The sequence below is a fragment of the Streptomyces sp. NPDC058469 genome (assembly GCF_042721125.1).
Classification (GTDB): Bacteria; Actinomycetota; Actinomycetes; order Streptomycetales; family Streptomycetaceae; genus Streptomyces.
In genome coordinates, this window is sequence record NZ_JBHXME010000098.1 from 16,115 (window position 1) to 40,883 (window position 24,769).

Consider the following 24,769-nt stretch of genomic DNA (forward strand, 5'->3'; position numbering starts at 1 on the left):
GAAATTGCGTCAACCGTGCGCACGGGGGGCGCCCGCGCCAGTGACCGGCCCCGTTGATGATCGTTGGCTCGGGCGGAGCCGGACCGACCGGATTCCCGCACCGGCGAGGCGACGTCGGGGCGTCACCCGCATCGGCCTCTCCTCACCGGGGAGGCCACGGGCCGAGGAGGCCGTCATGTCCCAAGAAGCCGTGCCGCTACAGGGCGGGCCTGCGCAACCGAAGGGGTTGTTGCAGCAGATGGAGGAGCTGATGGCGTCCCTGAACGCGGATCTCTCCGCCCTGGACGCGGATCTGCAGTCGGCCGGAAACACGGGGTCGGCATCCGCCGAGGAGGGCGGCCCGACCAGCTGACCTGCACACGGCGGCGGACCGGCTCACCCTCCGATCCCAACAACACAGGCCGCCTGAAGCGCCCTGAAGGGGCGCGGGGAACTGCGCGACCAGCCACAACGGAGTCGCGCAGACCCCACGAACCGCGACCATCACGGCGCTCGCCCCACTCAAACGCGGCGACCTTGTCGCGATACCCCCGCACCGGCGCCGCGTCCTCGTACGGCTCAAGCCTCCACCCGAAGTCCCCGCCTCGCTCGGCCAGTTGCACCGCCCGACGCCCCCACAGCCCCGCGCCGGAGGCGAACGGCCAGGTCACCCCGCCTCCCGCTCCGGTATCGCCTCTTCCCGGTCCGCCAGTCTCCGGAGCATTTCCAGGACCCGGTCCCGGGACTCGTCCGCCGCGTCGATCGCCTCCATGCACTGCCAGTACGTGCCCTCGTCGTCCGCCGCGCACGCGACACCGACGAGGGCGATGCCGACCTCACCCAGCAGACCGCCCAGGCACAGCAGAGCGAGGCGGGCGTCGCCCAACTCGGTGAGCTGGGCCGCGCGTAAGTCCTCGATGGCGAGCACGGGGGTGTCGAGCACTCCGCAGCCCCGGCCCGCCAACTCGGTCAACCCCAGTGCCTCGCCCCGCAGTTCGGGTGGACCGAAGACCGCGAGGCGGCTGCCTATCGCCTGGGCGAGGGCCTGCGCCTGCCACACCTCCGTCATGGTCTCCGGCACACCGCCGCTCGCGGCCAGGGCGCGCCTGCTCGTCACGATGAGCCGCATCGCGTCCATGCGCTGCCCCTGTCGTATCCCGACGTGCTGTTCGCACGTCCGCCCGAACTCCCTTGTCCACTACCCAGAGTGAGAGTCCCTGAGACGAAAAGCCAGAGGAAGGCGGAAATCTGTGGACAACAAATCGGTTGCGGGCAGATGAATGACTCCGGAGAGTGAAAATGGACGCGCCGACTCCCCCAATCGATCCCCAATTGATCGACTACGGCGAGGACTTGTCGGCTACGGCGCCGGAAACCTGCCCTCGTTCCGGTCGATCTTCGCGTCCAGCGCGGCGAGCGGGTCGATGCCGAGCACCTCGCACAGTTGCAGCAAGTACGCGAGCACATCGGCGACTTCGTCCCGCACCCGGTGCGCGCTGTCCGGGTCGTCCATCACCCGCGCCGACTCCTCGGGGGTCAACCACTGGAAGATCTCGACGAGTTCGGAGGCCTCCACGCTGAGCGCGGAGGCGAGGTTCTTGGGGGTGTGGTACGGCTGCCAGTTCCGCGCTGCCGCGAACTCGGCCAGTCTGCGCTGCAGTTTCGCCACGTCGAGATGTTCTGTCACGGGTCAAGGTCTACCACTGTGACACCGTCGATCTGAGTGGCCCAGGACGCGTCGCTCACCGCGCCGACCAGCCGGATGTGCCCCCGCTCGCACATCCGCGCGGCGAGCCGCAGCAGTTCGGCCCGTTGCCGTACGTCCACTCCCCGGTCGAGGCCGTCGGCGAGGACGGTCAGGGTCTGCATCGCGGCCGGGACCTCACCGGGCGGGTCGACCTCCAGGACGCCGGGGCCGGTGAGCAGCACCAACGCCAGTGCCGTGTACCGGAGTTCACCGTCACCGAGCCGTTCGAAGCCGGTGCGCAGTCCGTCACCCCGGTCGAGGACCGCGCGGAGCGTGCCATCGCCCACCGATTCCGCGAGGACGTCCACCACCGGTCCGGCACACCCCGTGCGCACCGCCGTGACGAGTTGCCCGTGCCGTCGCCCGCACTCGGACCGGGTGCGCCACAGCACGTCGGCGAGGTTGCCGCAGTCCCGCAGCAGCCGCCCGTCGCCGATCGGCACAGCGGCGCGCATCCGCCCGGGTGCCGGATCGCAGGCGAAGACGGAGCGCAGGGCGACCACCATCTGCTCGGCGGCGGCGAGGACTTGACGCTGCCCGTCCGTCTTGCCTGCGACACGCAACGGCAGCAGGGCGGTACCGAGCCGGTCGTCCGGCAGGGGTGCGCGGGTCACCGGCGAGGAACCCGCCGTATGCCAGGCGGCCTGGACCGAGCGGCGTGAGGGGTCGCGCAGCGCGGTCTCCAGGAGGACCAGGGCGCCCGACGTCAACCGCTCGCCCACGATGCGGAGTTCGGGCTCGGCCTGGACGGCGACGTCGAGCCGTACCGGACCCTCGGGCCCGTCCGCCGTACAGCCGATCCTGAACCCGCGCCGACGCTGGGCGTCGGGCCGGGCCCGCTCCGGGACGCAGGCGACCGGGTCCGGGAAGACCTCTCCCACCTCGCTCCCGCCGCCGAGCCGCGCGAGTGCCTCGTACGCCCGCAGCGCGCTCGTCTTGCCGCACCCGCTGGGCCCGGCGAAGAGGGTGAGCGGCCCGAGCGGGAATCCGGCGCCCCGGTGCGTGGCGAACGCCGACAGCCGCAGCTCGGTGAGGTGCGGCCGGTCGGGGTGCGCCTCGACGCGCCCGGGGCTCGTCGGCGCGGGCGCCCTCGACGACGGCGGGGCGACGCCGGCCGACGGCTCCGGCGTGGGCCGGGCCCGGGGCGAGGCGGCTTCGGGCGATCGCCCCTGCGGCGGTACCGACTCGGACGACCGGGAGGACGCGGGCGACCTGGGGAACCGGGAGGAGTCGGGCGACTGGGGCGACTGTGCTGACACGGTCATATCCGGACCGTAGGCCTCCGCCGCCAGGCGAACCGTTCCGCCCCGGAGACCTTCCTACGATCGAGGGACCGGACCTCCCGCTCCCCTCACACGCATGGCCCCCCGGCCCTCACGCGCCCGGAACCCCCGCCCCCTCCATCAGCCCCCGCACCTCGGTTCCCGGCGGTGTGAGCAGGAACACGTTCCGGTCGACGCGGGTCATCCCGCTCGCCAGGCCGAAGACGACACCCGTGCTGAAGTCCAGCACCCGCTTGGCGACCTCCGTCTCCGCGCCCGTGAGGTCGAGCAGCACCGGGATGCCCGCCATCAGGGTCTCCGCGACCTCGCGGGCGTCCCCGAACACGTTCACGCGGAGGACGACGAAGCGGCGGCGGGGCTCGGTCCGGGCCTCGGGTATCGAACGGTGGCCCACGGCGGACGGCCAGGCGTCGCGCCCTCGCAGCGGCACTACCTGGGCGAGCCCCTCCCACTGTTCGTCGGTGACATCGTGGCTGTTCACCGGCATGCTCCGTCCTGGGTCGCGCTGGCAGTCTGCATCCGGCAATTGTTGCGCACTGTCACCCGTTCAGCCCAATAGCGACACACTCCGCGACAAGATCCGGCGCATCTCACAGTGGCCCCCGGCCGGTTGTGCAGCGGGCGTAACCCCTCATGATCGGGCCACGTGACCTCGGCGTAACGGGCAATTCGTACGGTCTACGGCATGACGACGACCCCGACGCGGCAGGTACGGACGGTCTGCTCGTACTGCGGTGTGGGCTGCGGCATGCTGCTCGACGTCGGCGCGGGTCCCGACGGCAGGCCTACGGTCCTCAAGGCGTCCGGCGACAAGGCGCACCCGGCGAACGCGGGCCGGCTCTGCACCAAGGGCGCGACCACGGCCGAGATGCTCGCCGCACCGGGCCGGCTGACCGGCGCACTCGTGCGGGACGAGCGGGGCGAGGAGCCGGTGCCCACGCCGATGGCCGACGCGATCGCCGGGACCGCGCGACGACTGCGGAAGATCGTCGACGAACACGGGCCGGACGCGGTCGCCCTCTACGTCTCCGGGCAAATGAGCCTGGAGGCGCAGTACTTGGCGAACAAGCTGGCCAAGGGGTTCCTCCGGACGAACCAGATCGAGTCCAACTCCCGGCTCTGCATGGCGAGTGCGGGCGCCGGTTACAAGTCGTCGCTCGGCGCGGACGGGCCGCCGGGGTCGTACGAGGACTTCGAGCGGGCGGACGCGTTCCTGGTCATCGGCTCGAACATGGCCGACTGCCATCCGATTCTCTTCCTGCGGATGATGGAACGGGTCAAGGCGGGCGCCAAGTTGATCGTCGTCGACCCGCGCCGGACCGCCACGGCGGCGAAGGCGGACCTCTTCCTCCAGATCGCGCCGGGCACCGATCTCGCCCTGCTCAACGGCCTGTTGAGGCTGCTGCACGAGAACGGGCACACCGACCCGGAGTTCATCGCCGCGCACACCGAGGGCTGGGAGGCGCTGCCCGAGTTCCTCGACGACTACGCGCCGGACGCCGTCGCCGCCCTCACCGGCATCGCCGAGGACGACATCCGTACGGCGGCCCGGCTGATCGGTGAGGCGGGCGAGTGGATGAGCTGCTGGACGATGGGGCTCAACCAGTCCACGCACGGGACGTGGAACACCAACGCCCTCATCAACCTGCATCTCGCGACGGGCGCGATCTGCCGTCCGGGCAGCGGCCCGTTCTCCCTCACCGGCCAGCCGAACGCGATGGGCGGCCGCGAAATGGGCTACATGGGACCGGGGTTGCCCGGTCAGCGGTCCGTACTCGTCGACGCGGAAAGGGAGTTCACCGAGGAACTGTGGGGCCTGCCGCCGGGCTCGATCCGCGCGGACGGCGTCGGCCGGGGCACCGTCGAGATGTTCCAGAAGATGGCCGACGGCGACATCAAGGCCTGCTGGATCATCTGCACCAACCCGGTCGCCTCGGTCGCCAACCGACGGACCGTCATCGAGGGCCTGGAAACGGCCGAGTTCGTCGTCACCCAGGACGTCTTCACCGACACCGAGACCAACGCCTACGCCGATGTCGTCCTGCCCGGCGCGCTGTGGACCGAGTCCGAGGGCGTCCTCGTCAACAGCGAGCGCACCCTCACCCTCGCCCGCCCCGTCGTCGACCCACCCGGCGAGGCGATGGCCGACTGGCGGATCATCGCGGCCGTCGCCTGCGCGATGGGCTACGAGAAGGGCTTCTCCTACGACAGTGCGGAGCAGGTCTTCGAGGAGATACGGCAGTTCTGGAACCCGGTGACCGGCTGGGATCTGCGCGGGGTGACGTACGAGCGGCTGCGGTCCACGCCGGTGCAGTGGCCGGCGGCGGCGGAGGACGGGCCGGACCGCAACCCCATCCGGTACGTGGGCGGAGGCGAGCCGCGCTTCCCGACTGCCAGCGGCAGGGCGGCCTTTCATGCCCGCCCACACATGCCCGCCGCCGAACTGCCCGACGACGACTACCCGTTCGTGCTGAACACCGGGCGGTTGCAGCACCAGTGGCACACGCTGACGAAGACGGGCAAGGTCGCCAAGCTCAACAAGCTGAACCCCGGACCCTTCGTGGAGCTGCATCCGCAGGACGCACGGGAGTTGGGCATCGCGGAGGGCGACTCGGTGGAGGTCGCGTCACGGCGGGGGCGGGCGGTGCTGCCCGCGGTGGTGACCGACCGGGTGCGGCCGGGCGGCTGTTTCGCGCCGTTCCACTGGAACGACCTCTTCGGCGAGTATCTGAGCGTCAACGCGGTGACGAGCGACGCGGTGGATCCGGTGTCGTTCCAGCCGGAGTTCAAGGTGTGTGCGGTGTCGTTGACGAGAGTGGCGAGTGCGGCACCGGCGCCCACACCGGCACCGACGCCAACAGCGACTTCCCAGAAGGCAGTTGTCCCGACCGCCGTCATCCCCGGCACGAATCCCTTCGGGCTCGACCCGGCTCCACCGCCCGTCCTCGCCGCCCAGGAACGCCTCTACCTGACCGGCTTCCTGGCGGGCATCGAATCCGGCACCCCGGGTGTGCCGACCCTCCCGCCGGACGCGCCCTTCAGTGCCGAGCACGCGCTGTGGGTCAACGGCGTTCTCGCCGGGATGTATTCGAGGTCGACGCCCACTCCCCCACAACGACCGCGGCAACAGCCGCAGCCCGCCCGGCAGATAGTCGTCCTGTGGGCCTCGCAGACCGGCAACGCCGAGGAGTTGGCGGCGGCCACCGCCGAACGGCTGGGCTCGGCCGGGCACCGGGCATCCCTGGTCGGCATGGACCAGGCCGACGTCGGCACGCTCCCGGCCGACGCCGATCTCCTCTTCATCACCAGCACGTTCGGCGACGGCGACGCCCCCGACAACGGCTCCGGCTTCTGGGACACACTCGCCGGTGAACAGGCGCCGCGGCTGGACGGAATGCGGTTCGCGGTGCTCGCCCTGGGCGACTCGTCGTACGGCGACTTCTGCGGGCACGGGCGTCGACTGGACGCGCGGCTCAACGAGTTGGGCGGGGTGCGACTGACCCCGCGTACGGACTGCGAGCCGGACTTCGAGCCGTCGGCGGACGCGTGGCTGGGCCAGGTGATCACCGCGCTCGGCAGCGGAACGACCACCGAGACGGTCGCTGAGACGGTCACCGAAACGGCGTCCCCCAAGCCGCTCGCCCGGTCCCCCAAGCCCGCCCCGACCCCCGCCCGGCTAGTCGGCAACCGCCTGCTCAGCCGTCCCGGTGCGGGCAAGGAGGTCCGCCGGTTCACCTTCGACACCAGCGGCACCGACCTCACCTACGAGACCGGTGACGCGCTCGGCGTGCGGCCGGTCAACTCGCCCGCCCTGGTGGACGAATGGCTCACCGCCACCGGCACCGATGCCTCAACGGCCGTAGAACTGGAAGGCATTGGGGAGCTCCCCTTCGCCGAGGCGCTCCATCGCCAGTTGGACATCACCCGCATCACCCCGGACCTGCTTCGCTTCGTGGCCGAACGCGCCCGGGACGACCGGGAGTTGCGCAGGCTGCTGCGGCCCGACAACAAGGATGGGCTCGCGCAGTGGAGTTGGGGGCGGCAGGCGGTCGACGTACTCGCCGAGTACCCCGTGAAGGCGGGGGCCGAGGAATGGGCCGGAGTCCTCAAGAAGCTTCAGCCGCGCCTGTATTCGATCTCCTCCAGCCCGCTCGTCGACCCGCACAGCGTCTCGCTGACGGTGTCGGTGGTGCGCTACGAGAATCTCTACGGCCGTCAGCGCGGCGGGGTCTGCTCACCCTTCCTCGCCGACGCCGATACTGATGTCGAAGCGAGGACCGAGGTCCCGGTGTTCGTGCAACGCGCGCCGCACTTCCGGCCCCCCGCCGACCCCGCGACGCCGATGGTGATGGTCGGACCCGGCACGGGGGTCGCGCCGTTCGTCGGATTCCTTCAGGAGCGACGCGCGCTCGGGCATCCCGGGCCGAACTGGCTGTTCTTCGGGGAGCAGCATCGCGCGACGGACTTCTACTACGAGGAGGAGTTGACGGAGTTGCTGGACGAGGGCTCGCTCACCCGGCTGGACACGGCGTTCTCCCGGGACCAGCGCGCCAAGGTGTACGTGCAGGACCGGATGCGGGAGCACGGGCCCGAGGTGTGGCACTGGTTGCGGGAGGGTGCCCACTTCTATGTGTGCGGGGACGCCTCGCGGATGGCGAAGGACGTGGACCGCGCGCTGCGTGACATCGCGGTCGCGCACGGCGGGCTGGACGAGGCCGAGGCGGCCGCGTATGTGAAGCAACTGGCATCGGCGAAGCGGTATGTGCGCGATGTTTACTGAATGAACTGATGGCCACGGACGGTTGAACAAAGCCGTTCGAGTTTGCCCCATTTAGGCTACGACGAGGCCTTCTTACCGGTCTCACACCCGAATCTTCACGACTCCGGGCACCCAGCTCACCGGGCGCAACTAGCGTCCTGTGTCGTGCACTTGGCAGAAACACAACAGGTGGCACCCGGTCGGCGGACACAGTCGGCGGTGTCCGCCCCGGAACCTCCCGCGCAGTGGCACCGCATCCTCACCCTGCTCGCCGACATCAGTCTGTTCATCGGCGTCCGCCCGGTGTGGACGGAGGCCGCCGGCCACCGGCTCGTCGTGGCCGCGGTCGTCTGCCTCTGCTACGCCTCGATCCTGGTGTGCGGGGTGCTGACCCTGGTGGTCGGCCGGGCGCGGTCGTTGGCCCGGGTCGATCTCGCCGTACTGGTGACCGCGGTCCTGCTGGCGCTGTCCGCGTGGTCCGTGTTCCACACCGGCGGCGACGAGGCGGTCCTCACCACCCAGGCAGCCAAGGAACTGGTCGCCGGACACTCGATCTACGGCCGGCCCTGGCCGTGGCTGTTCCACCCCAGCCAGGGCGTCGCACTCACCCCGACGGTGACCGGCGGCTACGACTACACCTACGGCTATCCCCCGCTGGAGACGCTGCTGACGGCGCCCCTGCTGTGGATCGGGCACGGCGGTGCCCCCGCGACGGCCGTCGCGACCGGCGCGCTGATCGCGGCCGCGGTCCTCATGTGGCGGCTGCTGCCCACGCAGTGGCGGTCGGCGGCCACCATGGCATGCCTGGGTCTCGGCCTGCTGCCGACCTACGGCCGTCAGGGCTATCCCGCCGTGCTCGCCATGGCGTTGCTGGTGCCGGTGGTGATCCGCTGGCCCCGGATCGGCAGGGGCGGCCGGCTCGGTCGTGCCGGGATCGCCCAGGCCGCGTGCCTGGGGGCGGCCTGCGCGGCGCAGCAACTCCCGTGGTTTCTCACTCCGTTCCTGCTCGCCGGGATCTACGCGATGCGGCGCGGTGAACTGGGCGCCCGGCAGGCCGCGTTGGTGCTGCTGCGGATCGTCGGGGTCGCCGTCACCGTATGGCTGCTGATCAACACGTACTTCATCGTGCACGAGCCGGGCACCTGGCTGCGGGGCATCGCGCTGCCGTTGACGCAGGGCGCGGTGGTGCACGGTCAGGGCCTGGTGGACATCTCGCTGTACTTCACGAACGGCAGCGACCGGCTCGACTGGTACTCCCACGCTAGCATGCTGCTGGCGGCGGGACTGCTCGCCGTGTTCGTGCTGTTCGTACGGCGGTTGGGGCCGGCGGCGACCGTCCTTCCCTGGTGCGCCTTCTATCTGGCGACGCGTTCGCAGGACGGCTACTACCTGCTGATGACACCGCTGTGGCTGGCCTCGGCGGTCACCGCGCCGATCGCCGAGTTCCGTGACGCGTGGCAGCCGCGCCCCCGGCTGCTGTCCGGTCCGCACCGCCGGCAGGCCCGGGTCGCGGCGGCCGTGCTGCTGGTCACGCCCGCGCTGGCGAGCGCCGCCGTGGCGGCGACGGGGGCACCGCCGATGGACATGCGACTCACCGGTGTGCGGCGCGCGTTGCCCACAGTCGTGACCCGGCTGACCCTCAAGGTGACCAACTCGTCCGGCGACGCCCTCACGCCCCACTACACGCTCACCACGGGCCAGGGCATGAGCAGGTACTGGTCCCAGGTGGGCGGCCCGGCGACGCTGCCCGCGCACAGCACGGAGACCATCGAACTCCGGCCGCCCAACGGGACGTTCACCCTGCCGCACAAGCAGGTCCGTATCCGGGTGCGGGCCTTCACCGCCACTCCGCAGACGCTGTCCAGCTCGGACATCCGGCTGCGGCCCGCGGATTGACCGACTGCTTGACGGTCTGTCAGGCGCCGGTGCGCAGGAAGCGGAGCGTGGTGGTGACGGTGGTCAGGCCGCGCAGCATGCCCATCTGGTTCCAGCCCAGGCCGAACTGGTCGCGGTCCACGGTGAATTCGGCGTCCAGCGTGAGCGCTTCGCCGGTCGCGTCCTTGAGGCGGGCCGTGAAGGTCTGCGGGCGGCTGATGCCGTGGACGGTCAGCTGACCGACGACGTGCACGGTGTCGCCGTCGCGCGGTTCCGCGCTGCGCACGGCGAAGGTGATCTCCGGGAACTTCTCGGTGTCGAACAGGTCGGCGGACCGCAGGTGCTTGTCGCGCTTGGCGTTCTTGGTGTCCAGGGAGGCGGCGTCCAGGGTCAGCGTGCCGACCGCGGAGCCGTCGCCCCGGACCTCGCCCTGACCGCTGAGGGTCCCGAAGGTGCCCTTCACGTTGACCAGGCCCCAGATCGTCTTGTGGCTGATGCCCACGGTGGAGGCGGCCTGGTCGAGCTGCCACACCCCGGTTTCGACGGCGACGGTCATGATCTCTCCAGCTGATCCAGTAGTCCAAATTTGAATGAGCCTCACGCTAGCCCATTATCCAAATCTGAACAACAACTCCTCCAAAATTGGACAACAGGTAGACTCGATGCCATGGCCGACCCCGTTGAGCACCCTGCCGACCAGCCCCAATGCCCCTCCATGCAGGGCGGCGGGCTGCTCCCGCCCGAGCTGCGCGCCTGGATGCTGCTGCTGGCGGCGACGGGTGCGGTGGAGCAGGAGCTGCGCTCGGTCGTGAAGGGGAACCTCGACGTCTCGCACGACGAGTTCCTGGTGCTCTGCCTGCTGGCCGAGCAGCCCAAGGAGGGCCTGCGGATGACCCGGATCGCGGAACTCCTGGGCCGGCCCAAGACCCGGCTGACCTATCAGATCGCCTGTCTCCAGCACGCGGGCCTGGTCACCCGCAAGTCCGTCTGCGGTGACAAGCGCGGCATCGAGGTCGCCCTCACCGAAAAGGCCAGCCAACTCCTGCGCGAGGCCTCCGGGTCACTCGCCGAGACGGTCAGGCGGGGGCTCACCCAGTTCGTGGGGCGGGAGCAACGGGACGCCCTGAACGCGCTGTTCCCCGATCGCGCCGCCAACTGACGCCGCTCTCCCCCGACTTCCTCAGCTGGACTCCCGCACCACCAACCGGCACGGCACCGTGTGCAGCCCCGGTGCCGGGTCGGCGTCGATCGCCTCCAGGAGCCGCAGGGCCGCGATCCGGCCGATCTCGTCGAGACTCATGTCGATCGTGGTGAGGGGCGGACGGCTGGCCAGGGACATGGTGTCCCAGTTGTCGTAGCCGACGACGGCGATGTCGGCCGGGACGCTCACCCCGCGTTCGCGCAGCGCGTCCGTCACCCCGCGCGCGATCTGGTCGTTGCCGCAGAAGAAGGCGTCCGTGTCGGATGCCGTGCGCAGGACCGCGTCGACGGCGCGGCGGCCCCATGCCTCGCTCCACTCGCCGAAGTGGACGCGCCCGGTGGCGAGTTCGAGTGCCGCGCCCTTGAGATGGTCGATCGCGAACCGGGCCCGGTCCTGGGCGGCGGCGTGATGGGCCGGTCCCGTGATGTGCGCGATCCGGGTGCGGCCGGTGGCCAGCAGATGCTCCACGGCGAGGCGGGCGCCGCCCTCGTCGTCGGAGACCACGGAGGTGTCGTCCGGGTCGGTGGACGGGGACAGCGCGTAGACCACCGGGACCTCGTCGACGCCGGTGAGCGGCGGGCGGGGGTCGGTGCGGCGGCCGGTGACGATGATGCCGTCGACGCGGCGGTCCATGAGGTTGCGCAGATGGTGCTGTTCGCGGATCGCGTCGCCCCGGGTGTCGCACAGCAGTACGGAGATCTTGCCGGCGCCGAGCGCGTCCTCGGCGCCGAGGAGCACGGGTGTGCTGAACCGGCCGATGCCGTCCGTGGTCATCAGCCCGACCGTCCAACTCCGGCCGGTGTGCAGGCTCTGCGCGTACTGGTTGGGCCGGAAGCCGAGGGCCTCCACCGCGTCCAGCACCCGCTGCCGGGTCTCGGGCCGCATCCGTCCGCCGCCGTTCAGCGCCTTCGACGCGGTGCCCACGCTGACGCCCGCGAGCGCGGCGACATCGGCGAGTCGGGCCCGGCCCGCGGAGGGCGAACGAGGAGCAGAGGTCACGGGCAGTCCTTTTCCTTCACGTCGGCGATACGTCGGCGCTGACGGCCTCATCGGCGACAGTAGCAGCCCCGGGGCAACATGAAAAAAGGTATGTCGCAACACTTGACCCGGATCTGCCATCTCCCCTCTACTCTCCAGCAGGAAAACGATTGCTCAAACGAGTTCCTGAGAAGAACCGGAGAGCCATGCCCCGCATCCCTTCCGCCGCGTCCCCCATCGGTCCGGTCCGGCTCGGCCCAGCCGCCCGCGCGGCGCTGCGCCCCGGCACCGCCGACGTCACGGCAGGCTTCTGGCACAGCCACCGCGAGGTGAACGCCCGGGTCTCCCTGCCCCAGGGCCCCGGCCTGCTGGAGTCCGCGGGCAATCTGCACAACCTGCGACTGGCCGCCGGCACTACCGAGGGCGAGTACCGGGGCGCGTACCCGTTCGTCGACACGGACGTCTACAAATGGCTGGAGGCCGCCTCCTGGCAGCTCGCCCAACAGCCGGACGGGCAGCTGGAGTTCGAGGTCGACCGGATCATCGCCCTGGTCGCCGCGGCCCAGCAGCCGGACGGCTACCTCAACACCTGGTTCCAGGTACGGAAGGGCGGCGCGCGCTACCAGGACCTTCGCTGGGGCCACGAGTTGTACTGCGCGGGTCATCTGATCCAGGCGGCGGTGGCCCACCACCGGGCCACCGGGCAACCCGAACTCCTCGATGTGGCAGGCAAGTTCGCAGATCACCTCGGCCGGACGTTCGGACCGCCCGGCAGCGGCCGGCCGATCGACGGCGTCGACGGACATCCGGAGGTGGAGACCGCGCTGGTCGAGCTGTACCGGGAGACCGGCGACCGCGCCCACCTCGACCTGGCCGGCTACTTCGTCGACCGGCACGGCCACGGCCTCCTCGGCGGCGAGGCCTACTGCCAGGACCGCGTCCCGGTGCGCGAGGCCACCAACGTGGAGGGGCACGCCGTACGGCAGTTGTATCTGCTGGCCGCGGTCGCCGACCTCGCCACCGAGACGGACGACCCCGAACTGCGGTCCGCCGCCGAGCGGTTGTGGCACGCGATGGCCACGACCAAGACCCACCTCACCGGCGGACTCGGCGCCCACCACGACGAGGAGGACTTCGGCGACCCCTACGAACTCCCCAACGAGCGCGCCTACTGCGAGACCTGCGCCGCCATCGCCTCGGTCCAGTGGACCTGGCGCATGGCCCTGCTCACCGGCGAGGCCCGCTACGGCGACCTGATCGAACGCACCCTGTACAACGGCTTCCTTGCCGGGGTCTCCCTGGACGGCGAGCGCTGGCTGTACGTCAATCCGCTCCAGGTCCGCGACGGCCACACCGACCCCGGCGGCGACCAGTCGGCCCGCCGCACCCGCTGGTTCCGCTGCGCCTGCTGCCCGCCGAACGTGATGCGGCTGCTGGCGTCCCTGGAGCACTATCTGTCGTCCGGCGACGAACAGGGCCTGCAGATCCACCAGTTCGTCACCGGCCGCTACTCCTACGGCGCGATGTCCGTGCGCGCCGAGACCGACTACCCCTGGCACGGCACGATCACCCTCACCGTCGAGGAGTCCCCCGACCGGCCGTGGACCCTGTCCCTGCGCATCCCGCAGTGGTGCCGTGAATTCCGGGTGCGCGCCGGGGAGTTGTCCTACGACCAGACGGACGCGCCGGTCGAGGACGGCTGGCTGCGCCTCGAACGGACCTGGGCGCCGGGAGACGTGGTCGTCCTGGAGCTGGCGCTCGACCCCCGGCTCACCGCCGCCGACCCTCGCGTCGACGCCGTACGCGGCTGTGCGGCGATCGAGCGCGGGCCGCTCGTGTACTGCCTGGAACAGGTGGACCATCCCGGCGGCGGCCTGGACGACATCGTCCTCGACCCCACACGCCCGCTCGCCGTGAAGCACCGCCCGGAGCTGCTCGGCGGCGTCATCACCGTCGTCGCGGCCGGGTACCGCAGGCGCCTTGCGGAGGACGGGAGTTGGTGGCCGTACCGGGCCGCCGGACCCGACGCCGCACCGGCCGGCGACTTGGTCGAGCTCACCGCGATCCCCTACTACGCGTGGGCCAACCGGCAGGACGGCAGCATGCGCGTCTGGCTGCCGACCTCCTGAACTCCCTTGTCCTTCACCCTGACAACGAGGTCACTCCCGTGCGAAACACCCGCAGAACCCTCCTCACCGCGCTCGCCGCGACCGGCGCGCTCGTATCGATCGCCGCGTGCGGCTCCGGCTCCGCCTCGTCCTCCTCCGGCGACTCCAAGACGTACGCCTTCTGGGACCCGTACCCGCAGTTCGACGCCTCCTCCGACTGGGGCAAACAGGTCGCGCGGTGCGGCACGCAGGCCGGGGTGAAGATCAAGCGGACCGCCTACGACACGACCGACCTGGGCAACAAGGCGCTGCTGGCCGCCCAACAGGGCAACGCGCCGGACGTGATGCTGGTGGACAACCCGGTCGTCTCCACGCTGGTCGAGGCGGGCATCCTCAACAAGACGAGCGACCTCGGGCTCGACACCTCGTCGATCCAGAAGAACATCATCGGCGCGGGCACCATCGACGGCTCGGCGTACGGGATACCCGTGGGCGCCAACACCCTTGCCCTCTACTACAACAAGAAGATCCTGACCGCAGCGCACGTCGACCCCGCCTCGGTCAAGGACTGGGCCTCGCTGACGGCAGCCCTGCAGAAGGTCAAGGCTGCGGGCAAGAAGGGCATCACGTTCTCCGCGATCAACACGGAGGAGGGCAGTTTCCAGTTCCTGCCCTGGTTCTGGGGTGCGGGCGGCGACCTCACCAAGCTCAACTCCTCCGAGGGGGCCGCCGCGTTGACGCTGTGGAAGCAGTGGGTCGACGCCGGCTACGCGCCCAAGGACGTCCTCAACAACACCCAGACCACCAGTTGGCAGGAGTTCGCCACCGGGGAGTACGCGTTCAGCGAGAACGGGACGTGGCAGCTCGGCAACGCGGACAAGGCCGGGTTCGGGTACGGGATCGTCAACATCCCGGCGCAGAACGGGGGTTCGGCGCCGGTGCCGACCGGTGGTGAGTTCGTCACCGTGCCGGTGCAGAAGGACACCGGACGCTATGACGTGAGCAAGAAGATCGTGACGTGTCTGACCAGCTCCACGAGTCTGCTGGCGACGGACACCACGCTGATGTACGTCGCGCCTACCGCCGCCGTGCAGGCGCAACAGGTGGCGAAGAACGCGGAGTTGAAGCCGTGGGTGGCCGCGGTGGCCGCTGCGCGGGGGCGGACCAGTGGGGGGCTGGGCACCAAGTACCCCACGATCTCGCAGCCGTTGTGGACGGCTGTGCAGGCGGCGTTGTCCGGGGGGAAGAGTCCGCAGGGCGCGTTGGATGTGGCGCAGTCCGCTGCCGGCAAGGGCTGAGGGGTCGTGGTAAGTCTGCGGGCCGGTGGGGGCTGGTCGCGCCCCGCGGCGGAGCCGCATATCGATACAGCCCCGCGCCCCTTCGGGGCACCATCACCTCTCCTGTACCTGGGAGCTCGCATGAGCCTCGGCCTCCGGCGGCGGGTGACCGCCCTCGCCTTCGTGACCCCGCTGCTCGCCTACCTCGTCGCCTTCTACGCCTATCCCCTCTATCGCAACCTCGATCTGAGCCTGCGTGACTACACGGTTCGGTCGTTCGTGCAGGGCGATGCTCCCTACTCCGGCTGGCGCAACTTCTCGACCGTGCTGCACGATCCGACGTTCGGACCGGCGATGCGGCACACGATGGTCTTCACCCTCGTGTCGATCGTCTTCCAGTACGCCGCCGGGCTCGCCCTCGCCGTCTTCTTCAACCGGCACTTCCGACTGGCCTCCACACTGCGGGCGTTGTTCCTGATCCCATGGCTGCTGCCGCTGATCGTGTCGGCGTCGACCTGGTCGTGGATGTTCAACAGCGAGTCGGGCGTGGTGAATTACGGACTCCACCTGGTCGGAGTGGACCCGGTCGGCTGGCTCACCTCGCCGGACTGGGCGCTGACGTCGGTGATCGTGGCGAACATCTGGATCGGCATCCCGTTCAACCTGGTGATCCTCTACAGCGGGCTGCAGAACATCCCCGCCGAGCTCTACGAGGCGGCCTCCCTGGACGGGGCGGGCGCCTGGCAGCAGTTCCGCCGGATCACCTTCCCGCTCCTGCGACCGGTGTCCGCGATCACCCTGCTCCTCGGGCTGGTCTACACGCTCAAGGTGTTCGACCTGATCTGGATCATGACGAAGGGCGGCCCCGGCGACTCCTCGTCCACGCTGGCGACCTGGTCGTACCAGCTCGGATTCGGCACGCTGCTGCCGAAGTTCGGGCCGGGGGCGGCCGTCGGCAACATCCTCATCCTCATCGCGCTCGTCTTCGGGCTGCTGTACGTCCGTGTCCAGAGGAGGCAGGAGACATGAACCCGGGGAGCGTGAAGTCCCGTACGGGCAAGCGGCGTTACACCGTCATCGGCCTGCTGCTCACCGCGCTGATGCTGTTCCCGGTGTACTGGATGCTGAACGTGTCCCTCACCCCGCAGCAGGACATGCGCAAGTCCCCGCCCGACCTGTTCCCGCTGCACCCCACGTTCGAGGGCTACCGGGCGGTCCTCGACGACCAACTCCCCTACCTGGGCACCAGCTTGCTGATCGGGATCGGCACGGTCGCCCTGACTCTCCTGATCGCCGCCCCGGCCGGCTACGCGCTGGCGAAGCTGCGGACGCGCACCGGCGGCGCCCTGAGCCTGGCCCTGCTGATCGCCCAGATGATCCCGGGCATCGTCATGGCGATGGGCTTCTACGGCGTCTTCCTCGACCTCGGCCTGCTCAACTCCTGGTGGGGACTGATCATCGCGGACTCCACCATCGCCGTGCCCTTCGGCGTCATGATCTTCACCGCGTTCATGTCGGGCATCCCCGGCGAGCTGATCTCGGCCGCCCTGATCGACGGCGCCGGAACCTGGCGCACCTTCCGGTCGGTCGTCCTCCCCCTGAGCCGCAACGCGATCGTCACGGTCTCACTGTTCGGCTTCCTGTGGGCCTGGTCCGATTTCGTCTTCGCCAACACCCTCGACGGCGGCGGCAGTTGGCGGCCGATCACCCTCGGCATCTACAAGTACATCGGCAACAACAACCAGGAGTGGAACGCGATCATGGCCACCGCCGTCGTCGCGTCGATCCCGGCGGCCGTGCTCCTGGTCCTCGCCCAGCGCTACGTGGCCGCGGGCGTGACCGCGGGCGCGGTGAAGGACTGACAACCCCCCAACTCCCTACTGGCACAACCAACTTCCTGAGGAGATCCATGTCATGAGCCGCACATCCCTCAGAGCCATCCTCGGAGCCGCGACCCTGACGGCCGTCGCCGCCCTCGGTACCGCGGCCCCCGCCCAGGCCGCCCCCACCGCCTCTACCACCCTGGTCGTCAACGCGGCCTCGACCCTGCGGTCGGTCACCCATGTGGCGACCGGCAGCCTCTACGGCCTGGCCGACGCGAGCACCCCCGCCGACAGCCTGGTCACCGCGCTCAAGCCGAACACCTTCGTCCAGATGGCCCCGGGCGGCACCCAGTTGCCCAACGGTGAGCCGAAGCCCGCCGGTGACGCACTCGTCGTGGCGTCCAAGGCGGCCCGGGCCGGTGCCAAGGTGGTGGTGCGGATGCCCGACTGGTATCCGAACTTCCCGTACAAGTGGGTGAGCTGGAGCGACTGGCTGTCCGCCGTGGACAAGCAGGTCGCGTCCGTGAAGTCCTCCGGCGCCACCAACGTCGGCGCGTACGAGCTGTGGAACGAGCCCGACTGGACCTGGGACACCTCGGCGGCCGGCGCCTTCGACGCCGGCTGGGCGACGACGTACAAGGAGGTCCGCGCGAAGGACGCCAACACGCCGGTCCAGGGCCCGAGTTACTCGGCGTGGAACCAGAGCTCGATGAGCACGTTCCTCACCGACGCCAAGGCGAGCGGGACCGTCCCCGACATCGTCAGCTGGCACGAGCTGCAGGGCTCGCAGAACATCGCCGCGCACGTGGCCGCGTACCGTTCCCTCGAATCGAGCCTGGGCATCAGCCCGCGCCCGATCTCGATCGAGGAGTACGGCACGCCGAGCGAGATCGGTGTCCCCGGCCCGCTGGTCGGCTATGTCGCCAAGTTCGAGCGGGCGGGCATCCATGACGCCGAACTCGCCTTCTGGAACCACTACGGCACCCTCGGCGACACCCTGACCGACACAGGCGGTTCGCCCAACGGGTCGTACTGGCTCTACAAGTGGTACGGCGACATGTCCGGGAACATGCTCACCACCACGCCCCCGGCCCAGACGGGCATCGACGGCGCCGCCGCGCTGACCGGTGACGGGAAGCAGATCAGCGTGGTCTTCGGCGGCGGGGTGGGGTCAACGGCCGTACAGGTCAACGGGCTTGGGGCGCTCTCCGCCTTCGGCAGTACCGTGCACGTCAAGCTGGAGTACACCCCCTCGAAGGGCCGGACGACGGCCGTCTCGGCGCCGATCACCATCTCGGACGCGAACTACACCGTGTCGAACGGCTCGATCACCGTGCCCGTCGCGATGAACGCCTCCGACGGCTACCACCTGGTCGTCACGCCCACCGGGACCGCGACCTCGCTGGCGGGGACGTACCAGATCAAGAACAAGAACAGCGGGCTGGCGCTGGACACGCAGGGGGCGGCAACTGCCCAGGGGACGGCGGTCGTTCAGGCCACGTCGAGCACCGGCACCAGTCAGTCCTGGACGCTGACGGCCGCCGGTTCCGGGCTCTACAAGATCAGCGACAAGGCGAGCGGGCTGCTGCTCGGCATCACCAACGCGAGCACCGCGGACGGCGGTACCGCCCTGATCTGGGGCGACAACGGCACCGCCGACCACCTCTGGCAGCTGATCCCGGCCGGGGACGGCACGTACAAGATCGCCAACTACAACAGCGGTCTGCTGCTCGGCGTGACCGGCATGAGCACCGCCTCCGGTGCGCAGGTCCTGCAGTGGGACGACAACGGGACGGCCGACCATCTGTGGAGCCTGACGGCCCGGTAGGCACTCCGTATGACGGACGGATGGCGGTGCCGGGCTCTGCGGACCGGCACCGCCATCTCCCGTACCGCTAAAGGGCGTCGGGGGCGCCACCCCCGTCCGCCAGCAGGTCCACGAGTGTCGCCCGGGCCCGGGCCACCCGTGAACGGACCGTCCCCACAGGGCAGTCGGCGAACTCCGCCGCCTCGGCGTAGGGCAGTCCGAGGAGTTGGGTGAGGAGGAACGCCTCGCGGCGTTCGTCCGGCAGCACGGCCAGCAGGTCGAGCAGCGCCACACCGTCGTCGAAGCCGGGCAGGCCCCGGGGCTGGGCCCGTTCGACGGCGAGCTGCCAGTCCTGGACGTCGGACAGGCGGGGGCGGACGGCGGCGCGGCGGTAGCTGTCGATCACCGCGCGGCGGGCGATGGACAGCAGCCAGGTGCGGGCCGAGGAGCGGCCCTCGAAGCGGTGCAGGCTGCCGAGCGCCCGCAGGAACGTGTCCTGCGCGAGATCGTCGACGGCCTGCGGGTCGGCGCAGAGGTGGGCGACGTAGCGCAGGACGTCGCGGTGCAGGGCCCGCACGAGATGGTCGACGGCGGCGGAGTCGCCGTGGCGGGCGGCGAGCGCCCAGTTGGTCAACGACTCGTCGCTCGACTCGGTCGTATCGCGCGAAGTCGTTTCACGCTCTGTCGCAGCGCGCTCCGTCGTGTCGGGCGCGGGCAGGGCAGGAGTGATCACCTGGAGTCCTTCTCGGTCATCCGTGAAAGGGGATCGGCCGTCCTGCCGCGCCGGGAAGAGGCGGGGCGCGGGGGTACGGCCGAAGCCCGAGGCGCGCACGAGCGGCCCCGGGGCATCAGCTGTCGTCAGACGACAGCCGTCCCCGGCGGCGGACCCCGAGAGGTGATCGCGTGAACGAGAAGGAGAAGCCGCGGCGCCCGCTCGGAACGGGGGCGGCGCGGACGGAGCCGCGGACGGTGCGGCGGGGCGGGCAGCGCGAGCAGCAGTCGTAGCGGAGCCGCGAGTCGGCCGGCGACGGCCCGCAGGACGCGGAACGCGGCGCGCTCGCCGTGCGCCAGCCACAGGCCGCAGAGCAGGGCGGCGAGGAGGTGGGCGGTGAGCATGCCGGGCGAGGAGGTGCCGCTGGTGGTGGACGACATATGGCCCATGTCCATGGAGTCCGTGGCGCTCATGTGCATGGAGCCCATGTCGGCCGACCCCATGTCCATGGACGCCGACTCCCCCGCCGTCGCCCCCGTCGCGGGCTGCGCCAGGGAGAACGCCGAGTGGAGGGCGGCCTGGGTGGCGACCACGAGGGTCACGATCAGCGGGAGGCCGCGTTCACGGCCCGCCAGGGACCAGCCGGCCACACCGGTCGCGGCGAGTCCGGCGGCCAGTGCCCATGCGGGTACGTGGCGGCCGGACATCAGGACGTGGCCCAGGGCGGCGAGCACCACACAGACGGCCGCGAACACCGCGGCCCGTACCGTGCGCGAACACCACCCTGCCGTCATGGCGCCTCATCCTGGCATCCGAACCTGGGGAACAGCCGTGGGTACGGAATTTTCCGGCGCGGTACTCAGCGGTGGTGGCGGTCGCGGGCGCGACGGACCGGGTCCTACTCCTCGATCACGAGGCCCTTCGCCGCGAGCACCGGGGCGAGGTTGCACATCTCGACGACCGTCTTGCCCGCGCGGTACGCGGCGATGAACCCGGCCTCGGCGTCGACCCGTTCCTGCGAGAGGGTGGCGGCCTCGACCGCGTCCTCGCGGCGGACGACGACCACGCCGTCGGCGTCGGCGCGCATCACGTCGCCGGGGCGGACGAGGACGCCCCCGATGGTGACCGGCTCGCACATCGGGCCGACGGTCTCCTTGACCGTGCCCTTGATGGAGACGCTGCGGGAGAAGACCGGGAAGCCCAGGGCGCGCAGGTCCTCGGTGTCGCGGACGCCCGTGTCGGTGATCAGGCCGGCGAGGCCCTTGGACTGGCAGGCGTTGGCGAGGACGTCGCCGAAGGAGCCCGCCTCCTCGTAGTTGCCGGCGGACACGACCACGACGTCGCCGGGCTGGGCGTAGGCGATGGCGGTCTGGAGCATGAGGTTGTCGCGCGGGGCGCACTGGACGGTGAAGGCGGGGCCGCACAGGGACATGGTGTGGTCGACCGGCTTGATGGCCGAGTCCAGCGCCCCGAGGCGGCCCTGTGCCTCGTGGATGGTGGCCGAGGAGAAGGCACTCAACTGCTTGACGACGGAGGGCTCCGGCCGGTCGAACTTGGTGATGACGCGGATCATGACGACCTTTCGGATGGATCAGGCGGAGGGCTCGGCGGGGGCGGCGGTCAGCGTCGCGCACGCCGTCGCGATGCGCTCGCAGGCCTCGGTGAGGACGTCCGTCGACGTGGCGAACGAGATACGGAAGTAGCCGGGGGCGCCGTACGCGGTGCCGTGGATCACCGCCACCTGCCGGCTGTCGAGGAGGTGGCGGGCGAAGTCCTCGTCGTTCTCGATCCGGGTGCCGGCAGGGGTGAACTGCCCAATGGCTCCCTGGCAGTTGACGAGGAGGTAGAAGCCGCCGTCGGGGACGGTGCAGCTCAGCTGCGGGACGTCGTTGATGAGCTTCACGGTCTCGTCGCGGCGGGCGCGGTAGACGCGCACGGTGTCCTGGACGAAATCCTGCGGTCCCGTGAGCGCGGCAGCGGCGGCGGCCTGGCTCACGGAGGACGGGCACGAAGAGGTCTGGGACTGGAGCGTGTTGATCGCGGTGACCAGGTCGGCCGGACCGACTCCGTACCCGATACGCCAACCCGTCATCGCGTACGTCTTGGAGACACCGTTGGTGAGGAACACCCGGTCGGCCAGGCCGGGTTCGACGGCCGCGAGGGACGGGGCGTCCTCGTCGCCGTACCAGATCTCGTCGTAGATCTCGTCGGTGAGGACGCCGACGTGCGGGTGGGCCAGCAACACCAGGGCGAGGGCGCGGAGTTCGCCGGTGGTGTAGGCCGATCCGGTCGGGTTTCCGGGGGTGTTGAGGACGACCCAGCGCGTGCGCTCGGTGATCGCCGCTGAGAGCCGCTCCGGGGTCAGCTTGAAGCCTTCGGCCTCGGGGCAGTCGACGATGACCGGGGTGCCGTCGTTGGCGCGGACCATGTCCGGGTACGACACCCAGTACGGAGCGGGGACGATGACCTCGTCGCCCTCGTCCAACGTGGCCATCAGGGCAAGGAAGATGACCTGCTTCGCACCGCCGCCGACGGTGATGTGCGCGTCGGTGAACTCCAGGCCGTGGCGCTCGCGGAGTTTGCCGGTGATCGCGGCGCGCAGGGCCGAAGTGCCGTTCACCGGCGTGTACTTGGTCTCGCCCGCCTCGATGGCCTTGATCGCGGCGGCCTTGACGTGGTCCGGGGTGTCGAAGTCGGGCTCGCCCACGGTCAGGTCGAGGATGGTGAGCCCCTGGCTCTTCAGCTCGCGCACACGCTGCGCCGCCGCCGTGCTCGGCGAGGGCTTGATGCGGCGCAGTCGCTCTGCCGTCTTCATGTGATCAGCCCTCCCTGCGCTCGAAGTTGAGGCCACCGGGCACCTGGAACGTCGGCAGGATCTCGATGTGGCCGATGTTGACGTGCCGGGGCGAGTCGACGGCGAACTCGATGGCGTCGGCGATGTCCTCGGGCTTGAGGGACTCGTAGCCGTCGTAGAACTCTCGCTGGGCGGCCTCCATGTCGCCCAGCAGGCGGCCGAAGATCTCCGTCTCCACGCGGCCCGGGCAGATCTCGCTGACACGCACCCGGCGGCCGTAGCCGTCGACGCGGAGCTGGCGGGAGAGGGTGTGCACGGCGGCCTTGGTGGCGTGGTAGATCGTGTTGCCGCCGAAGTTGTAGACGCCGGCGATGGAGCTGATGTTGACGATGTGGCCGAGGTCGCGCTCGACCATGCCGGGCATGAGCAGGCGGACCAGGTGCAGGACGGCCTGGATGTTGACGGCGATCTGCTCGTCGATCGCGAACTCGTCGGCGGTGAGGATGTTGCCGGTGCGGGAGACGCCCGCGTTGTTGACGAGGACGTCGATCTCCAGGCCGTCGAGGACGGCGGTGAGCGCCTCGGTGTCGGTGATGTCGACGGCGTGCGGGATGCAACCGGTCTCGTCGGCAAGGGTGTTGAGCCGGTCGGCGTTGCGGGCCACGGCGTGGACTTCCAGGCCGCGCTTGGCGAGTCGCTCGACGACCACGGCTCCGATGCCGGTCGACGCTCCGGTGACGAGGGCCGTCCTGTAGTCGGAGATGGGCATGCTGAGGGCTCCTTGCTGTGCGGGGTGGGGGGCTTTTGTGCGGGCGTGCGGGTCCGTGGGTGGATCAGGCGTCGCGCAGGGGCAGGTGGGCGCGGTCCTTCACCTTGGACACGGCGAGGAGTGTGCCCAGGGCCGTGATCACGGCGTAGAAGGCCGGCATGTTGACGTTGCCCGTGCGGTCGATCAGGTAGGTCATCAGCAGCGGGGCCGTGCCGCCGAAGAGGGCGGAGGAGACGTTGTAGCCCAGGCCGTAGGCGGAGTAGCGCACACGCGTCGGGAAGAGTTCGACGAGCAGGATGTGGATGACACCTGTGTGGCCGGCGAACACAACGGCCATGATGCAGGCGCCGATGACCGCGAGGGCCACGTTGCCGGTGCCGATCAGCAGGTAACAGGGGATGCCGACGATGGCCATGGCGACGGCGGCTCCGGCGAGGACCTTCTTGCGGCCGATGCGGTCGGAGAGGCGGCCCATGTAGGGGATGGCGACACAGATCGCGACCAGGCTGGAGGCGGTGACGAGGAGGCCCTGGACCTTGCCGAAGTTCAGCTCGCTGCTCATGAAGGTGGGCATGTAGCTGAACAGGACGTAGTAACCGGAGCCGTTCATCAGGGGGATGAACAGGGCCAGCAGCATGGCGCGCCGGTGCTCGGCGGAGGCGAACGCCTCCTTGAGGGGGTTCTTGGAGAGCCCGTCCTCTTCTTTCAGGCGCGTGAAGTTGGGCGTGTCACTGATGCGCTTGCGGATGTAGATGCCGGCGATACCGAGCGGCACGGCGAGCAGGAACGGGATGCGCCAGCCCCAGGACTCCATGCGCGCGGAGCCGAGGCCGCTGGTCATGGCGGCGGCGACCAGCGTGCCGGTGAGCAGGGCGAGGAACGAGGCGATCTGCGCGTAGCTGGTGTACAGGCCGCGCTTGCCCTCCGGGGCGTGCTCGGCGAGGAAGCTCATCGCGCCGGAGGCCTCGCCGCCGACGGAGAAGCCCTGGGCGACGCGCAGCAGGATCAGCAGGGCGGGCGCGGCGATGCCGATGCTCGCGTAGCTGGGCAGCACGCCGATGGCCGCGGTGGCGGCGCTGATCAGCAGGATGACGAAGACCAGCATGCGCTGGCGGCCGATGCGGTCGCCGAGGTGGCCGCAGATGACGGCGCCGAGGGGCCGGAAGAAGAAGGAGACGGCGTAGCCGAGGAAGACGAGCTGGACGGCGTTGTCGGAGCCGGGGAAGAAGACGGCGGCGAGCGATCCGGCCATGAAGCCGAAGATGCCGTTGTCGTAGAGCTCGGCGAAGATTCCGACGCATCCCGCGAGGGTGACCTTGCGGGCTGTTCTGGGATCGACCGTGTTGGGGACTGGCTGAGCGGCCACGGTACTCATGGCGTCTCCTGTCTGGGCAGCAGGCGTGGGATGAGGGGCGTTACTGGGCTCCGTGCGGGTGCTTCCAGCGGGTGAGCGGGGAGCGGGTGAGCGGGTGCGGGTGGGGTTTGTGTGCGGGTGGGCTATGTGGGGGTGGGCGGGGTGGTGCGGCGGTCGTTGGTTTGGCGCGCGGTGTTGGTGTGGGCGTCTTCTGGGGGCTGCGCCCCCAGACCCCCGCTTCGGCCCTGAAGGGGCCTCGTCCTCAAACGCCGGACGGGCTGATTTTGTGGGCCTGTGCCGAAG

The 24,769-nt window shown here is 70.2% G+C and carries 21 protein-coding genes; 9 read left to right on the forward strand and 12 right to left on the reverse strand.

The genetic code is table 11. The features are described 5' to 3' along the window. The first annotated feature begins 175 nt into the window (after positions 1 to 175). Positions 176 to 352, forward strand: coding sequence for a hypothetical protein (locus ACFWP5_RS33260; RefSeq protein WP_384165033.1), 177 nt, complete (start codon positions 176 to 178; stop codon positions 350 to 352). 294 nt (positions 353 to 646) lie between these two features. Here the strand turns inward: ACFWP5_RS33260 and ACFWP5_RS33265 are convergent, their stop codons facing one another. The 4 genes from ACFWP5_RS33265 to ACFWP5_RS33280 form a co-directional block, all read right to left on the reverse strand. Then, positions 647 to 1,117, reverse strand: coding sequence for a DUF6099 family protein (locus tag ACFWP5_RS33265; protein WP_384165036.1), 471 nt, complete (start codon positions 1,115 to 1,117; stop codon positions 647 to 649). A 222-nt stretch (positions 1,118 to 1,339) separates the two neighbouring features. Continuing rightward, the gene (locus ACFWP5_RS33270; protein WP_384165040.1) at positions 1,340 to 1,666 is read right to left on the reverse strand and encodes a nucleotide pyrophosphohydrolase; all 327 of its coding nucleotides are present in this window, start codon (positions 1,664 to 1,666) and stop codon (positions 1,340 to 1,342) included. Beyond that, positions 1,663 to 2,991 (reverse strand): AAA family ATPase, encoded by a 1,329-nt coding sequence (locus ACFWP5_RS33275; protein WP_384165043.1) that lies wholly within the window; start codon positions 2,989 to 2,991, stop codon positions 1,663 to 1,665. The genes ACFWP5_RS33270 and ACFWP5_RS33275 overlap by 4 nt, the downstream gene beginning before the upstream one ends. A gap of 109 nt (positions 2,992 to 3,100) precedes the next feature. Next, complete coding sequence (locus ACFWP5_RS33280; protein WP_384165045.1) at positions 3,101 to 3,496, reverse strand: cell division protein SepF; 396 nt, start codon at positions 3,494 to 3,496, stop codon at positions 3,101 to 3,103. A gap of 198 nt (positions 3,497 to 3,694) precedes the next feature. Between ACFWP5_RS33280 and ACFWP5_RS33285 the strand changes: the two genes are divergently transcribed. Both ACFWP5_RS33285 and ACFWP5_RS33290 read left to right on the forward strand, forming a co-directional pair. Continuing rightward, complete coding sequence (locus tag ACFWP5_RS33285; RefSeq protein ID WP_384165048.1) at positions 3,695 to 7,789, forward strand: molybdopterin-dependent oxidoreductase; 4,095 nt, start codon at positions 3,695 to 3,697, stop codon at positions 7,787 to 7,789. Positions 7,790 to 7,987: 198 nt separating this feature from the next. After that, positions 7,988 to 9,664 carry a hypothetical protein gene (locus ACFWP5_RS33290; RefSeq protein ID WP_384165051.1) on the forward strand — a complete coding sequence of 559 codons (1,677 nt, stop codon included), beginning with the start codon at positions 7,988 to 7,990 and terminating at the stop codon, positions 9,662 to 9,664. A gap of 19 nt (positions 9,665 to 9,683) precedes the next feature. Here ACFWP5_RS33290 and ACFWP5_RS33295 read toward each other — a convergent pair whose 3' ends face one another. After that, positions 9,684 to 10,199: a YceI family protein gene (locus ACFWP5_RS33295; protein ID WP_384165054.1), complete on the reverse strand. Its 516-nt coding sequence runs from the start codon at positions 10,197 to 10,199 to the stop codon at positions 9,684 to 9,686. A 111-nt stretch (positions 10,200 to 10,310) separates the two neighbouring features. On the opposite strand from ACFWP5_RS33295, the gene ACFWP5_RS33300 reads away from it, so the two are divergent. Beyond that, complete coding sequence (locus ACFWP5_RS33300; RefSeq protein ID WP_384165057.1) at positions 10,311 to 10,802, forward strand: MarR family winged helix-turn-helix transcriptional regulator; 492 nt, start codon at positions 10,311 to 10,313, stop codon at positions 10,800 to 10,802. Between the two features lie 21 nt (positions 10,803 to 10,823). Here ACFWP5_RS33300 and ACFWP5_RS33305 read toward each other — a convergent pair whose 3' ends face one another. Next, positions 10,824 to 11,843 carry a LacI family DNA-binding transcriptional regulator gene (locus ACFWP5_RS33305; RefSeq protein ID WP_384165060.1) on the reverse strand — a complete coding sequence of 340 codons (1,020 nt, stop codon included), beginning with the start codon at positions 11,841 to 11,843 and terminating at the stop codon, positions 10,824 to 10,826. A gap of 185 nt (positions 11,844 to 12,028) precedes the next feature. On the opposite strand from ACFWP5_RS33305, the gene ACFWP5_RS33310 reads away from it, so the two are divergent. From ACFWP5_RS33310 to ACFWP5_RS33330, 5 genes are all read left to right on the forward strand, one after another. Then, complete coding sequence (locus ACFWP5_RS33310; RefSeq protein WP_384165063.1) at positions 12,029 to 13,951, forward strand: glycoside hydrolase family 127 protein; 1,923 nt, start codon at positions 12,029 to 12,031, stop codon at positions 13,949 to 13,951. A gap of 38 nt (positions 13,952 to 13,989) precedes the next feature. Further along, a complete protein-coding gene (locus tag ACFWP5_RS33315) occupies positions 13,990 to 15,228 on the forward strand; it encodes an extracellular solute-binding protein (protein WP_384165066.1) in 1,239 nt (412 codons plus the stop codon). Between the two features lie 120 nt (positions 15,229 to 15,348). Continuing rightward, entirely contained in the window at positions 15,349 to 16,236 is an 888-nt protein-coding gene (locus tag ACFWP5_RS33320; RefSeq protein ID WP_384165069.1) for a carbohydrate ABC transporter permease, read from the forward strand. After that, positions 16,233 to 17,069 (forward strand): carbohydrate ABC transporter permease, encoded by an 837-nt coding sequence (locus ACFWP5_RS33325; RefSeq protein WP_384165071.1) that lies wholly within the window; start codon positions 16,233 to 16,235, stop codon positions 17,067 to 17,069. The genes ACFWP5_RS33320 and ACFWP5_RS33325 overlap by 4 nt, the downstream gene beginning before the upstream one ends. Positions 17,070 to 17,121: 52 nt before the next feature. Beyond that, a complete protein-coding gene (locus ACFWP5_RS33330; RefSeq protein ID WP_384165074.1) occupies positions 17,122 to 18,858 on the forward strand; it encodes an RICIN domain-containing protein in 1,737 nt (578 codons plus the stop codon). Positions 18,859 to 18,925: 67 nt separating this feature from the next. Here ACFWP5_RS33330 and ACFWP5_RS33335 read toward each other — a convergent pair whose 3' ends face one another. The 6 genes from ACFWP5_RS33335 to ACFWP5_RS33360 form a co-directional block, all read right to left on the reverse strand. Next, positions 18,926 to 19,570, reverse strand: coding sequence for a sigma-70 family RNA polymerase sigma factor (locus ACFWP5_RS33335; protein ID WP_384165077.1), 645 nt, complete (start codon positions 19,568 to 19,570; stop codon positions 18,926 to 18,928). Positions 19,571 to 19,695: 125 nt separating this feature from the next. After that, positions 19,696 to 20,343, reverse strand: coding sequence for a hypothetical protein (locus ACFWP5_RS33340; protein ID WP_384165080.1), 648 nt, complete (start codon positions 20,341 to 20,343; stop codon positions 19,696 to 19,698). Positions 20,344 to 20,447: 104 nt separating this feature from the next. Further along, entirely contained in the window at positions 20,448 to 21,122 is a 675-nt protein-coding gene (locus ACFWP5_RS33345; RefSeq protein WP_384165083.1) for a 4-carboxy-4-hydroxy-2-oxoadipate aldolase/oxaloacetate decarboxylase, read from the reverse strand. Between the two features lie 18 nt (positions 21,123 to 21,140). Then, positions 21,141 to 22,364 carry an aspartate transaminase gene (locus tag ACFWP5_RS33350; protein WP_384165086.1) on the reverse strand — a complete coding sequence of 408 codons (1,224 nt, stop codon included), beginning with the start codon at positions 22,362 to 22,364 and terminating at the stop codon, positions 21,141 to 21,143. A gap of 4 nt (positions 22,365 to 22,368) precedes the next feature. Beyond that, positions 22,369 to 23,112, reverse strand: a complete 744-nt coding sequence (locus ACFWP5_RS33355; RefSeq protein ID WP_363095516.1) for an SDR family oxidoreductase — start codon at positions 23,110 to 23,112, stop codon at positions 22,369 to 22,371. 64 nt (positions 23,113 to 23,176) lie between these two features. Further along, on the reverse strand, positions 23,177 to 24,487 hold the full coding sequence (locus ACFWP5_RS33360) for an MFS transporter (protein ID WP_384165089.1): 1,311 nt from the start codon (positions 24,485 to 24,487) through the stop codon (positions 23,177 to 23,179). Positions 24,488 to 24,769 lie beyond the last annotated feature (282 nt).

What these genes read in the sequence shown, in the direction of transcription:
- ACFWP5_RS33260 (WP_384165033.1), top strand. Translation starts at nt 176, where the DNA reads ATGTCCCAAGAAGCCGTGCCGCTACAGGGCGGGCCTGCGCAACCGAAG.
- ACFWP5_RS33265 (WP_384165036.1), bottom strand. Translation starts at nt 1,117, where the DNA reads ATGGACGCGATGCGGCTCATCGTGACGAGCAGGCGCGCCCTGGCCGCG.
- ACFWP5_RS33275 (WP_384165043.1), bottom strand. Translation starts at nt 2,991, where the DNA reads ATGACCGTGTCAGCACAGTCGCCCCAGTCGCCCGACTCCTCCCGGTTC.
- ACFWP5_RS33280 (WP_384165045.1), bottom strand. Translation starts at nt 3,496, where the DNA reads ATGCCGGTGAACAGCCACGATGTCACCGACGAACAGTGGGAGGGGCTC.
- ACFWP5_RS33285 (WP_384165048.1), top strand. Translation starts at nt 3,695, where the DNA reads ATGACGACGACCCCGACGCGGCAGGTACGGACGGTCTGCTCGTACTGC.
- ACFWP5_RS33295 (WP_384165054.1), bottom strand. Translation starts at nt 10,199, where the DNA reads ATGACCGTCGCCGTCGAAACCGGGGTGTGGCAGCTCGACCAGGCCGCC.
- ACFWP5_RS33300 (WP_384165057.1), top strand. Translation starts at nt 10,311, where the DNA reads ATGGCCGACCCCGTTGAGCACCCTGCCGACCAGCCCCAATGCCCCTCC.
- ACFWP5_RS33310 (WP_384165063.1), top strand. Translation starts at nt 12,029, where the DNA reads ATGCCCCGCATCCCTTCCGCCGCGTCCCCCATCGGTCCGGTCCGGCTC.
- ACFWP5_RS33320 (WP_384165069.1), top strand. Translation starts at nt 15,349, where the DNA reads ATGAGCCTCGGCCTCCGGCGGCGGGTGACCGCCCTCGCCTTCGTGACC.
- ACFWP5_RS33325 (WP_384165071.1), top strand. Translation starts at nt 16,233, where the DNA reads ATGAACCCGGGGAGCGTGAAGTCCCGTACGGGCAAGCGGCGTTACACC.
- ACFWP5_RS33330 (WP_384165074.1), top strand. Translation starts at nt 17,122, where the DNA reads ATGAGCCGCACATCCCTCAGAGCCATCCTCGGAGCCGCGACCCTGACG.
- ACFWP5_RS33340 (WP_384165080.1), bottom strand. Translation starts at nt 20,343, where the DNA reads ATGACGGCAGGGTGGTGTTCGCGCACGGTACGGGCCGCGGTGTTCGCG.
- ACFWP5_RS33345 (WP_384165083.1), bottom strand. Translation starts at nt 21,122, where the DNA reads ATGATCCGCGTCATCACCAAGTTCGACCGGCCGGAGCCCTCCGTCGTC.
- ACFWP5_RS33350 (WP_384165086.1), bottom strand. Translation starts at nt 22,364, where the DNA reads ATGAAGACGGCAGAGCGACTGCGCCGCATCAAGCCCTCGCCGAGCACG.
- ACFWP5_RS33355 (WP_363095516.1), bottom strand. Translation starts at nt 23,112, where the DNA reads ATGCCCATCTCCGACTACAGGACGGCCCTCGTCACCGGAGCGTCGACC.
- ACFWP5_RS33360 (WP_384165089.1), bottom strand. Translation starts at nt 24,487, where the DNA reads ATGAGTACCGTGGCCGCTCAGCCAGTCCCCAACACGGTCGATCCCAGA.